The organism is Paenibacillus sp. FSL H3-0329 (genome assembly GCF_037963285.1).
GTDB classification, from domain to species: Bacteria; Bacillota; Bacilli; order Paenibacillales; family Paenibacillaceae; genus Paenibacillus_AQ; species Paenibacillus_AQ odorifer.
The window spans coordinates 2,226,328-2,238,066 of the sequence record NZ_CP150150.1; the positions used below are offsets into that span (position 1 = coordinate 2,226,328).

The window sequence follows — 11,739 nt, forward strand, 5'->3', positions numbered from 1 at the left end:
GTTGGTAAAGCCGTTTCTACTTGTACAGGGCATATGGTAAGATGTAAGGAGTAAGCATGAAAAAGGCGAGGTGCACTATGGACAAGTTGATACTTATAGATGGAAACAATATTATTTACCGTGCTTTTTTTGCGATGCCCCCGCTGACGAATACAGCAGGGCAACAGACAAATGCGGTGTACGGATTTACAACGATGCTGCTTCGTTTAATCGAAGAACATAAACCGACACATATGATTGTCGCTTTCGATGCAGGGAAAGTTACTTTTCGGCATGAAGGTTATCAGGATTATAAGGGCGGCCGGCAAAAAACACCGCCCGAGCTCTCCGAGCAGTTCCCATTGCTGAAGGAATTGCTGACTAATTTAGGTGTACCGCAGTTTGAAATTGGCAATTATGAGGCTGATGATATTATTGGCACCATTTCGCGCCAGGCGGATGAAGCGGGACGGCAGGTTATGATCGTGTCGGGAGACAAGGATATGTTGCAGCTGGCCTCTGAGCATACGACCGTTGCTTTAATCCGCAAAGGGGTCACTGAAGTTGAGCTTTATGGGCCGGAACAAATCCGGGAGAAATATGACCTAACCCCAGAGCAGATCATTGATCTTAAAGGGCTGATGGGCGATGCGAGTGACAACATCCCGGGAGTACCCGGCGTAGGTGAGAAGACAGCTTTGAAGCTGCTGCATCAATTTGGATCGGTGGAAGGTGTCTTAGCTGGAACCGGTGAGCTAAAGGGTAAAATGAAAGAAAAACTGGAAACCCATGCGGAAGATGCGGTAATGAGTAAAAAATTAGCGACCATCTATCGCGAAGTGCCGCTTGAGCATTCGTGGGAAGACATGGTCTTTAATGGAATTTTAGCGGATACAGCCGGCCCAGCGCTTGCCAAGCTGGAATTTAAATCACTGTTGGAACGTTTGTCTCTTAGTGCTTATGCTCCTGTTGCCGAGGGAGAGGAAAGTGCTGCTGAAGTAGAAGCAGCTGCACTTGATATTACGATCGTAAGTGAAGAAGAACTTAAGGGGCTAAGTGAAGCCCTGGCTGGCATTTCGGCGCTGCATGTGGAATCGAATGGAGATAATCCGCATCGTGCCGAGGTAATCGGAATAGGATTGTCCTCTCTGGAGCGGCATTACTATGTGCCGTTTGAATTACTGCATAAACCGGCTGCTGCGAAGCTGCGTGATTGGCTAGGAGATGAAAAGGCTCCGAAAAGTGGATATGATCTTCACCGCGCTGATTTGGCTCTACACTGGCAGGGAATTGCTTTTGCAGGTGCAGCCCATGATGTGCAGCTGGCGGCTTATTTGCTTGATCCTACGGAGGCTAATCAGAATCTAAACGATCTCACTGCTAAATACGGCTTGCCGCGGCTCTCTCCTGATGAAGAGGTATTTGGTAAAGGTGCCAAATACAAAATCCCTGAGCTTGAAGTCTTAGGAAATCACGTTGCACGAAAGAGTGCAACGGTTCTTGGAATCGCACAGAAGCAACAGCAGGAGCTGGTGGAGACCGCGATGACAGGGCTATTCGAGGATCTGGAAATGCCTTTGTCACGGATTTTGGCGGATATGGAGAAACAGGGGATTGCAGTCAATGCTGGTGATCTTAAAGAGCTTGGAAAAGAATTCGAGGCGCAAATTTCCAAATTGGTCAGTGAAATATACGAGATTTGTGGCACTGAGTTTAATTTGAACTCACCAAAGCAGCTGGGTGAAATCTTGTTTGTAAAGCTAGGTCTGCCTGTCGTCAAGAAGACGAAGACGGGTTATTCCACGGATGCCGAAGTGCTTGAGAAACTTGCGCCATACCACGATGTGGTGCGTTTGATTTTGCAATATCGCACAATTGCGAAGCTTCAATCTACCTACGTAGAGGGGCTGCTTAAAGAAATTTCCCCGAACACAGGGAAGGTGCATACATTCTACCGGCAGACGATTGCCGCTACAGGACGGCTTAGCAGCCAATTCCCGAACTTGCAGAATATCCCGATTCGTCTAGAGGAAGGACGCAAAATCCGCAAGGTATTCGTTCCGTCCGAACCGGGCTGGTCCATCCTGGCAGCCGACTATTCGCAGATCGAACTGCGTGTGCTTGCGCATATTTCAGGTGATGAGCGGATGAAGGAAGCTTTTCTGCATGATATGGATATTCACACGAAGACAGCGATGGATGTGTTCGGTGTGACCGCGGAACAGGTGGACAGCAATATGCGCCGTGCCGCAAAAGCCGTAAACTTCGGGATCGTCTACGGGATCAGTGATTACGGCCTCTCGCAGAATTTGAATATTCCGCGTAAGGAAGCCGCTCAATTTATTGAGCAGTATTTCGAGGTATATCAGGGTGTGCGCCGCTATATGGACGATATCGTAGTAGAGGCGCGGAAGTATGGTTATGTGACCACGTTGCTCGAACGTCGCCGTTATCTGCCGGAGATTAATGCGAAAAACTTTAATCTGCGCTCTTTTGCGGAGCGGACAGCAATGAATACACCTATACAGGGAACAGCAGCGGATATTATCAAGCTGGCGATGGTGCATATGGACAAGGCATTATTTGATCGTGGGCTTAAGAGCCGTATGCTGCTTCAAGTACACGATGAGCTTGTATTCGAGGTGCCAGAGGATGAAATGGAGCTTATGAAGACGCTTTTGCCGGAAGTAATGGGTGGAGCCCTGAAGTTATCTGTGCCACTTAAGGCAGAGGTCAGCTTTGGAAGTAACTGGTACGAGGCGAAATAGACTCCCTTTAAGGTGTGCATATCAGCTATAATGTAGTTGAGGTGAAGACATCATGCCGGAATTACCGGAAGTAGAGACAGTCAAGAGAACACTTAATGAGTTAGTTAATGGAAAGCAGATAGAGAATGTAACCGTCCGGTTGGCGCGGATTATTCAGCGTCCGGATGATATTCAGGCTTTTGCCCACCTGCTGGCAGGTCATAGCATTGTTAAAGTTGAACGAAGAGGAAAGTTTTTGCGTATTGTGCTGGATGGTCTGGTGCTTGTGTCACATTTGCGGATGGAAGGCCGTTACGGACTTTTTTCAAATGATGACCCACTGGACAAGCATACACATGTGATTTTTCATTTTACGGATGGAACTGAGCTGCGTTACACGGATGTTCGCCAGTTCGGTACGATGCATCTTTTTCAGATGGGAGAAGATCTTCAGCTGCCGCCTTTAAACAAGCTGGGGCAGGAGCCGCTGGAGCCTTCTTTTACACCGGAGAGGTTTAAGCAGATCGTGTCAGGTAAAAGCACCAAAATTAAATCGCTGCTGCTTAATCAGGAATATATCGTCGGCATCGGCAATATTTATGTAGATGAGTCGTTGCACCGTGCGGGCATCCATCCTGAAGACAGCGCCAAATCGCTCACGGACAATCAATTGGACAAGCTGCATCATGCCATTGTAAGCACGCTGGCCGAAGCGGTTAACGCCGGAGGTTCATCTGTTAAGTCATATGTTAATGGCCAAGGTGAGAGCGGTACGTATCAGCAGCAGCTATTGATTTACGGTCGTAAGGATCAGCCGTGTAGTAACTGTGGAACGATGATTGAGAAGACGGTTGTAGGCGGTCGTGGCACGCATTATTGTCCAAATTGCCAGCGCCCGACTGTTAACTGAATTTGTTGAAATAATAAGGTTGGCACCCACTACTTGTCCCGCCCATATACTGTGTGAAGAATGCTTAATAGAGAACGGAAGCTGAAACGATAAACTTTTCAGTTTGCCGGTTCTTCACAGGAGGGATTGCGGGTGCTCAGCCCATTATTTTCACTGCTATTGCTAGCGTTTGCCTTGAGTTTGGACGGTTTTGGTGTAGGAATTACATATGGGCTGCGTAAAATGAAAATACCACTGCTCTCCGTTCTGATTATCTCGCTCTGTTCGGGGGTAGTTATCTGTGTATCTATGCAGGTTGGGGTTTTGCTTGCCAAGGTAGTGTCTCCGAATGCAGCTTCTATGGTTGGTGCGGTTATACTTGTGCTAATGGGGTGCTGGTCACTTGTTCAGATGCTGATGCAAAAAGAGAAAGATGCAGATGGCGGACGTAAAGCTGAAACGGTAGATGAGGGCTCATTTTCCGAGCAGGCTTGGGCAGAGGTAGCTGCTGATTCTGAAGCGGGTACAGAACCTGTTATGAATGATGAACCGTTGAAATCAGCTGTTTTTTCGCTTGAGCTACGCCGTTTGGGGATTGTAGTGCAGATCTTGCGTACCCCGTCTTCTGCGGATATGGATGCCTCAGGAAGCATCTCTTCGATGGAGGCGATGATACTTGGGATTGCGCTCTCTCTGGATGCTTTTGGGGCTGGACTTGGCGCAGCGCTGCTTGGCTTCAATCCGATATGGACATCACTTACAATAGCTTTATTTAGTGGTACATTTCTATTACTGGGTATGAAGACTGGACTTAGATTTGCCGGGAACTACTGGATGAAGCATGCTGCCGCATTACCAGCGTTATTATTAATTGCAATGGGAATACTGAAGCTATTATGAGGTGAGTACATGATTATAGGCTTAACCGGAGGAATCGCATCCGGAAAAAGCACAGTGTCTGCACTGCTTGTGAACAAGGGAGCGAGGCTGGTTGATGCCGATGTGATCGCCAGAGAAGTTATGCTTCCCGGGCATAAAGTGTTGGCTGCTGCTGCTAAGCAATTTGGAAAAGAGATCCTTTTTTCGGATGGAACACTGAATAGGGCCAAATTAGGTGAAATCGTCTTTCAAGATCCGGTGGCCCTGCAAACCTTGAACAATTTGACGCATCCTGCCATCCGGCAGGAAATCAAAAATCGTATGTACAGCATGGAGCAGGAAGAGCCGAAGCGGCTTATTATTGTGGATATTCCGCTTCTTTTTGAATCAGGGCTTGAGACCCTGTTCCATGAGATTGTAGTAGTCTACGTTCCCCGTGAAGTGCAAATTACTCGATTAATGGAACGTAACAGGCTCTCTTTAGAAGAAGCAGAAGCGCGATTGAATGCACAGATGGATATTGAACAGAAACGTAATAAAGCGGACTACATCATCGACAACAGTGGCGATCTTGCGTACACTGAGCAACAGGTTGCTGTTTTTTGGGACAGGCTGGGTTTATCATGAAATGGTTACGTAAAAAAAGAGTACTGCTTCTGCTATTTGTTGGTTTTACGGCAATATTGTTTCTGAGTACAAACTGGATGTCGTGGTTTTATCCCATCCATTTTAAAGACGAGATTCGCAAGCACAGCATCACTTATGAGATAGACCCGTTTCTTGTAACCGCGATTATTCGTGTAGAAACGAACTTTAAAACTGGACGAGAATCCAAAAAAGGCGCACTAGGGCTGATGCAGCTTATGCCGGATACCGCGAAGTGGGCGCTGGAAAAGGCCAAGCTTCCAAACGTATCTATGGAAGAACTCAAGCATGAGCCTTCGGCTAATATTGAACTGGGTACATGGTATCTTTCAACTTTATCCCGTCAGTTCGAAGGTAAACGTACAGCAATTATCGCAGCTTATAATGCTGGACCCGGAAAAGTTCAACGCTGGTTGGACGAAGGGATCTGGGATGGGACAGATGCAACCATTAAAGATATTCCCATTGGTGAAACCAGGCATTATGTACAGCGCGTTAATTATTACTATGATCAGTACACGGACATTTACAAAGAATTTTAATTTCTGCCGTGTTATGTATAAAAAGAAGTATTAAACGACTTGTAGGTCGTTTAATACTTCTTCAAAAAGCTTATGTTGGTCAGGTTATTTGTATTGACCTGCCAGTTGTTGTTCTGCCAGGGTTACAAGACGTTTAGTGATGTAACCACCGATCGAACCATTTTCATAAGAAGTTTTATTGCCTTGGTAACCATCTGGGGAAAGCGTGATTCCTAGTTCTTGGGCAACTTCGTATTTAAGTTGTTCCAAGGCACCGCGGGAATTTGGAGCTACAAGGTTATTGGAGTTGTTGCTTTGGCTCATTGCTGTTCACCTCCTCTGTTGGTAACTGTATTATGTGCCGGACTTGCCATTATCATTACAAGAAAAAAACGGTGATTTCTGGAAATAATAAAAAAGCCGTTCAAAAGCCGGATTTATAACATTCCGGGACCAATACCATTATGTAATAGGAAGTGATGAAGCTTATGAAATGCCCTTACTGCGATCACACAAATACTAAAGTGCTGGACTCGCGACCAGCGAATGAAAATAAGTCAATCCGTCGTAGGCGTGAATGTGAGCGTTGCAGCAAACGTTTCACTACTTTTGAAATGATTGAAGAGACGCCACTGATTGTAATTAAAAAAGACGGCAGCCGTGAGGAATTCAGTCGTGATAAAATACTCCGCGGTCTTATCCGTGCTTGTGAGAAACGGCCGGTTTCTGTGGAACGTCTAGAAAAGATCGTGTCCGAGGTTGAGAAATCTTTGCGCGGCATCGCCGTGGCTGAAGTGGAAAGCCAACAGATTGGTGAATTCGTAATGGAGCAGCTCTACCCAGTAGATGAAGTGGCTTACGTTCGTTTTGCGTCCGTATATCGCCAGTTCAAGGATATTAACATGTTCATGAAGGAACTCAAGGGGCTGCTGTCCAAGAGTACGGGAGAATTAGAGGGATTATAGGGTTTTGCCCAGTTAGGGCGTTACAGCCAGTCCTAGGGTCTGCTAGGAGTGCTTCTACTGGTTTGTTTCCTCTAAGTTCTCAGCGGGGAATTTGAGTGGAAAAATGAATTTTAAAAAAAGTGTTGACATAGAGGGCGATTTTTTATATTATATAGAAGTCGCCTACGACGCTTGAGTTTATCGGAACAACTCAATTACGACCAAACTAAAATTTAAAAATGTGTGATTACATACATCTGAAATTTCAGTTTGGGGCCATAGCTCAGCTGGGAGAGCGCATCGCTGGCAGCGATGAGGTCAGGGGTTCGATCCCCCTTGGCTCCACCAAAACTTTATATCATGGACTCTTAGCTCAGTTGGTAGAGCAGTAGACTCTTAATCTATTTGTCCAGGGTTCGAGCCCCTGAGAGTCCATCCTAAAGAAACGGCAGAAATGCCGTTTTTTTGTTGTTTGGGGAAGAGTGACTTTTTATTTGGTTTTGATCGTGGTATAGTTTGGGTAGATAAAACGTACAATGCAAAGAGAGTCGTGCGGAAACACGACTCCCAGTGCAATAGCCGCTTTTAAGGGCGGCGGCTTCGGAAGTTTAGTCAGGAAATAGACCGCATTCCTTTGCGAGAGGGCGGTCTATTTCTTTTTGAGGTAGTTGAGCAATGCAATAATGAACATGCCGAAGATGAACATCAGTGACAATTGTTGGCTCTAATTAAAGACAATCCATATCTAAAGAAACAGCAAGATGCTGTTTCTTTTTTTGTGTGCGCCCAGCATGGGCGCTATCTATAGGGTTGAAGTCCCGAATGGCGAAGGCAGTAGTAGCCATTAGCTTAAGGCAAGGGTGTCCACCGCGAGGTGGAATCTGAAGGAAGCCAGCGGCAAATCTCCGGTCTGAGGAATACGAACTTCATACAAGGCTAACGTAGGCTGGATGAGGTTGCACAACAAACCAAAGTCCATACTGCCAAAGGCGTACGAGAGTAAATGAAGCAGATAGATGGAGGGGAAGATAGCGTTCTTACCTGGGGAGATCTGTGTGATAGGCGAGTATACTTCGTAACCCTACTTGTGAGAGTAGGCTGAGTGCACAGAAGTCAGCAGACGCCATAGTACGCAAGCTGTTGCAACAGCTGCGGAAGGGCTGAACATGGAATAGGATTTATACATCCAGGCGTTCAAGATGAGCGATGAATGCAGAAAAAAATCCGAAAGGACCTGACTGAAGAAGGAAACGGTGAATCCCGTGGGGGACTTCAGCAGGGCGGAGTTCATCTTTGGCACAAATGGAAGGTATAAATCACGTAAAGAGAGGTTAAAAAAAATGTTGGAGCAACTGCTATCACGGGAAAATCTTCTGCAAGCCTTAAAGCGTGTTGAAGCGAATAAAGGAAGTCATGGCGTAGATGGGATGTCCGTAAAATCCTTACGAGAACACATCGTACAAAACTGGCAGACCTTGCGGCATGCCATAGAAGAAGGAACCTATGAACCGAGCCCCGTGCGCCGAGTCGAAATCCCGAAACCCGGTGGCGGAGGTGTTAGGTTACTAGGAATACCTACCGTGACAGATCGAATGATCCAACAAGCAATCGCGCAGGTGTTAACTCCATTGTTTGATCCAGAGTTTTCCGACCATAGCTATGGATTCCGTCCGAAAAGACGAGGGCATGATGCGGTGAGGAAAGCTCGAACCTTTATGAAAGAAGGCTATCGATTCGTAGTCGACCTAGACTTGGAGAAATTCTTTGATCGCGTCAACCATGACCGACTGATGATGAAGATTTCGGAGAAAGTGGAGGACAAGAAAGTTCTCCTGCTTATCCGCAAATATCTTCAGTCAGGTGTGATGGAGAACGGGTTAGTAACCCCGACAACGGAAGGTGCCCCGCAAGGCGGTCCACTGAGTCCGTTATTATCTAACATTGTCTTGGATGAGCTCGACAAAGAACTCGAGAAACGTGGGCACCGCTTCGTTCGTTATGCGGATGATTGCAATATTTACGTGAAAACGCTAAGAGCAGGAGAGAGAGTCAAGACAACGGTCACCCGATTCATCGAGACGAGGCTAAAGCTGAAGGTGAACCAAGTAAAGAGCGCGGTAGACCGTCCCTGGAAACGAAAGTTTCTAGGATTTAGTTTTAGTGTGGACAAAGAACCAAAGGTGAGAATTGCGAAGCAATCCTTACAGAGAGTCAAGGTTCGAATACAGGAGATATCCTCTCGAAAGAGATCGATGAAGATGGAAGAGCGAATCAAGGAACTAAACCACTACCTCATGGGATGGTGCGGTTATTTCTCGCTGGCGGATACCCCAAGTACCTTTCGAGATATGGATAAATGGATACGAAGAAGGCTACGAATGTGCCTCTGGAAGCAGTGGAAGACCCCTAGAACCAAAGTCAAAAGACTTATATCCTTAGGGGTACCTAAGGATAAAGCCTATGAGTGGGGAAATACCCGAAAAGGGTATTGGCGAATTGCAGGGAGTCCAATTCTACAACATGTATTGAATAACCAATATTGGGAAGCCAATGGATTAAAGAGTGTATTGGACAGATACAACTCCTTACGGAATATTTCATGAACCGCCGTATATCGAACGGTACGTACGGTGGTGTGAGAGGTCGGGGGCTAGCCGCCCCCTCCTACTCGATTTCCATTTATTAATTATCATTAAATCCATTAAACTCCTGAAGCATTTCGATAAATGTCTCAAGCTGTTGATTATCCCATTGGGCTATGCGCTCATAAAATATGAACTCCTTATCCTGTAACGCGTCAAAGGTTTTTTGCCGCCCAAGATCAGTGAGAGTAAGAAGGATCGCTCGACGATCGTTAGGGGAGTCTTCCCTTTTGATATAACCCAAATTCTCGAGTTGCTTGATGAGACGGCTGACTGAACTACGATCCATAGCCGTTGATTCTGCCAACACAGAGGCGCTTGTTGGTCCATAAGAGTACAACCAACGGACTATATGGAAAGCAGCAGGCTGTATAGATGAATCGAAAGCGGCAGCAGTTCTGACATTTAGGGCATGCGAAGCGCTAATGAGGGCGCTAATTTGTCCACCTAGCTTCAGTTCTAATTGCCCTCTCAACGTGTCTTTACGCTCGGCATTCATATTATTTTAACCACCTAACCTAGTATTTTTAAAAGTCATTATACATCTATATAGTTGACATATATCAACCATCATCATATAGTTGATATATATCAACTATATATTTTGGAGTATACGCTGTCAAAATGAAATTGCTCCTGATGAATTCCTGATATAAAGGAGAATGTAGAGGATGACAAAGCCGATTATTGTAATTACTGGAGCTACAAGCGGTTTGGGACAACTCGTTGCACTTGAAATGGCAAAGCAGGGTGACCATCTTGTTCTGACAGCAAGGAGTAAAACCCGTTCGGAAGCAACTGAAAAAATGATAAAGGAGAGCGTACCAGCAGTCGAAATTAGTTTTTTTTACGGAGACTTATCCTCAATGAAGGATGTCACTAGGTTAGGACAAGAAATATCTAATGTTTTTCCGAAGATCGACGTGTTAATAAATAACGCAGGGCTTCATGGGTTTGAACAGCGGATAACTGCAGATGGATTCTCAGAAATGATGGCTGTGAACTATTTTGCACCTTGGTTATTGACGCATACTTTAGAACGTTCTTTGAGAGCAGCAGGAAATGCAAAAATTATAAATGTTGCTTCGGAAGCTTCACGCCGGCATGGAGTGCTAAAGTTGCCAGAAGATTTGCTCAATACAGCTTCTTTTACTTCCAGAGGATCATCTGAGATTTATGGGAAAACCAAACTGTTAAATATTATGTTTACCAGTGAGCTTGCACGTCGATGGGCGGAAACGGGAATTAGCGTTCATGCATTGAATCCGGGTTTTAACGTTACAGGTCTCGGGCGTGAACTTTGGTTTTCTTCGATGCTTAAGCACTTATTGAATTTCTCTCGTATTGGCGATCCTCGTAAAGGAGCTGAGATCATTATTCGTTTAATGACCGATCCTAAGTATCAAGTGAGCACCGGGGGATATTTTAACGTTGGGACAGGCAATCCCATTGTACCCGTACAACCGGGAGGAGATAAGGTAATGGAAAATAAATTATGGAACGATACGAGAGACATTGTGCAGCAGAAAGGTTTCGTTGGAAACTGATGTGATTAGTGAAACTGACCTCATTTCCGTTCGAATCACCTACTTTTGATCCTGCGGACTGTATGGCTCTTATTTTCTTTATTCGGTGCAATTAGTCGAGTGATCGGACCGTAGCGCACTTATTTCCTCTCCAGTAGCAGTATTTTGTTTTGAAAAGACTAGATAAGTGCGTAGGAGTCCGATAGCTTGGGAAAACGCCCCATAATGAGAAAATAAGAGCACCTTGGTCCTTTGTATCTCAACCTTCCGCCAGGCCGACCTTTTATAGTACTACGAGCAGAAATAGACCGCATCTCTGGTGAGAGAGGGCGGTCTATTTTTCCATTACCGTTCCCGTTAGTTACGTATTCCTTGAAAAGCGTACCTCACCAACTGCTGCACATAAGCATCGTCTATGGGTTGGCCGGTCACCAGCAAGCGGTAGAATATCGGCCCGTAAATAAGATCGGTAACTACTTCAATATCGAGATTATCCTTCAATTCCCCGCGCTGAACACCCCGTTCCATAAGCAGCCGTGCCTCAAGCCGACGAGGCTGGAAATATCGGGTCCGATAAGCTTCCGCCAAGCCTGAATCCATCTGTCCTTCGCCAATGATCTCCGTAATGATTTTACCCTCTCGACTAATCAGGAACCGGGATAAGTTCGTTGCATGCATGAGAATATCATCAAATACTGAACCTGTGTCAGGTACGGGCAGTCTGTCCGCAGCGGAGGATAGGAATCCATCCATCACCACGGCAGCCTTGTTAGGCCACCATTTATATATCGTAGCTTTGCTGACCTTGGCACGATCCGCTATTTTTTCCACCGTAACTGCTCCAAAACCATTTTCCAATAACAAATCATAGGATGCGGTAAGAATAGACTTCTCCGTCTCAACATTACGCGGACGCCCTCGTTTACTCTCCATCTGAAATCACCCTTTCATTAATCTGTTTCCAATC

Annotated in this window: 12 protein-coding genes and 2 tRNA genes; 10 read left to right on the top strand and 4 right to left on the bottom strand. The window is 45.8% G+C overall.

Annotated features, from left to right (window positions below; all coding sequences use genetic code 11):
* Positions 1–77 precede the first annotated feature (77 nt).
* The 5 genes from polA to NSQ66_RS09560 all read left to right on the top strand — a co-directional run bounded on the left by polA (position 78) and on the right by NSQ66_RS09560 (position 5,681).
* Positions 78–2,747, top strand: coding sequence for a DNA polymerase I (polA, locus tag NSQ66_RS09540; RefSeq protein WP_036678960.1), 2,670 nt, complete (start codon positions 78–80; stop codon positions 2,745–2,747).
* Between the two features lie 52 nt (positions 2,748–2,799).
* Positions 2,800–3,636 carry a DNA-formamidopyrimidine glycosylase gene (gene mutM, locus NSQ66_RS09545; RefSeq protein ID WP_036678963.1) on the top strand — a complete coding sequence of 279 codons (837 nt, stop codon included), beginning with the start codon at positions 2,800–2,802 and terminating at the stop codon, positions 3,634–3,636.
* A gap of 132 nt (positions 3,637–3,768) precedes the next feature.
* Positions 3,769–4,515 carry a manganese efflux pump gene (locus NSQ66_RS09550; protein ID WP_036678965.1) on the top strand — a complete coding sequence of 249 codons (747 nt, stop codon included), beginning with the start codon at positions 3,769–3,771 and terminating at the stop codon, positions 4,513–4,515.
* Positions 4,516–4,524: 9 nt separating this feature from the next.
* Entirely contained in the window at positions 4,525–5,121 is a 597-nt protein-coding gene (gene coaE, locus NSQ66_RS09555) for a dephospho-CoA kinase (RefSeq protein ID WP_076213868.1), read from the top strand.
* Positions 5,118–5,681, top strand: coding sequence for a lytic transglycosylase domain-containing protein (locus NSQ66_RS09560; RefSeq protein ID WP_036678971.1), 564 nt, complete (start codon positions 5,118–5,120; stop codon positions 5,679–5,681). Before coaE ends, NSQ66_RS09560 begins: the two co-directional genes overlap by 4 nt.
* An 84-nt stretch (positions 5,682–5,765) precedes the next feature.
* Here the strand turns inward: NSQ66_RS09560 and NSQ66_RS09565 are convergent, their stop codons facing one another.
* A complete protein-coding gene (locus NSQ66_RS09565) occupies positions 5,766–5,984 on the bottom strand; it encodes an alpha/beta-type small acid-soluble spore protein (RefSeq protein WP_036678974.1) in 219 nt (72 codons plus the stop codon).
* Positions 5,985–6,148: 164 nt separating this feature from the next.
* Between NSQ66_RS09565 and nrdR the strand changes: the two genes are divergently transcribed.
* The 3 genes from nrdR (at position 6,149) to NSQ66_RS09580 (ending at position 7,039) form a co-directional block, all read left to right on the top strand.
* Entirely contained in the window at positions 6,149–6,625 is a 477-nt protein-coding gene (nrdR, locus tag NSQ66_RS09570; RefSeq protein ID WP_036678976.1) for a transcriptional regulator NrdR, read from the top strand.
* 251 nt (positions 6,626–6,876) lie between these two features.
* Positions 6,877–6,952 (top strand) — tRNA-Ala (locus tag NSQ66_RS09575).
* Between the two features lie 14 nt (positions 6,953–6,966).
* Positions 6,967–7,039: transfer RNA gene (locus NSQ66_RS09580), tRNA-Lys, on the top strand.
* A 409-nt stretch (positions 7,040–7,448) separates the two neighbouring features.
* Here NSQ66_RS09580 and NSQ66_RS09585 read toward each other — a convergent pair.
* On the bottom strand, positions 7,449–7,583 hold the full coding sequence (locus tag NSQ66_RS09585) for a hypothetical protein (protein WP_256720279.1): 135 nt from the start codon (positions 7,581–7,583) through the stop codon (positions 7,449–7,451).
* Positions 7,584–7,944: 361 nt separating this feature from the next.
* Between NSQ66_RS09585 and ltrA the strand changes: the two genes are divergently transcribed.
* Positions 7,945–9,207 carry a group II intron reverse transcriptase/maturase gene (gene ltrA / locus NSQ66_RS09590; RefSeq protein ID WP_076317345.1) on the top strand — a complete coding sequence of 421 codons (1,263 nt, stop codon included), beginning with the start codon at positions 7,945–7,947 and terminating at the stop codon, positions 9,205–9,207.
* A gap of 79 nt (positions 9,208–9,286) precedes the next feature.
* Here the strand turns inward: ltrA and NSQ66_RS09595 are convergent, their stop codons facing one another.
* The gene (locus NSQ66_RS09595; RefSeq protein WP_076213864.1) at positions 9,287–9,745 is read right to left on the bottom strand and encodes a MarR family transcriptional regulator; all 459 of its coding nucleotides are present in this window, start codon (positions 9,743–9,745) and stop codon (positions 9,287–9,289) included.
* Positions 9,746–9,917: 172 nt separating this feature from the next.
* Here NSQ66_RS09595 and NSQ66_RS09600 point away from each other — a divergent pair, with 172 nt between their 5' ends.
* Positions 9,918–10,793 (top strand): SDR family NAD(P)-dependent oxidoreductase, encoded by an 876-nt coding sequence (locus tag NSQ66_RS09600; RefSeq protein ID WP_339279666.1) that lies wholly within the window; start codon positions 9,918–9,920, stop codon positions 10,791–10,793.
* Between the two features lie 336 nt (positions 10,794–11,129).
* Here NSQ66_RS09600 and NSQ66_RS09605 read toward each other — a convergent pair whose 3' ends face one another.
* Positions 11,130–11,705, bottom strand: a complete 576-nt coding sequence (locus NSQ66_RS09605) for a TetR/AcrR family transcriptional regulator (protein ID WP_076098506.1) — start codon at positions 11,703–11,705, stop codon at positions 11,130–11,132.
* Positions 11,706–11,739: the final 34 nt, after the last annotated feature.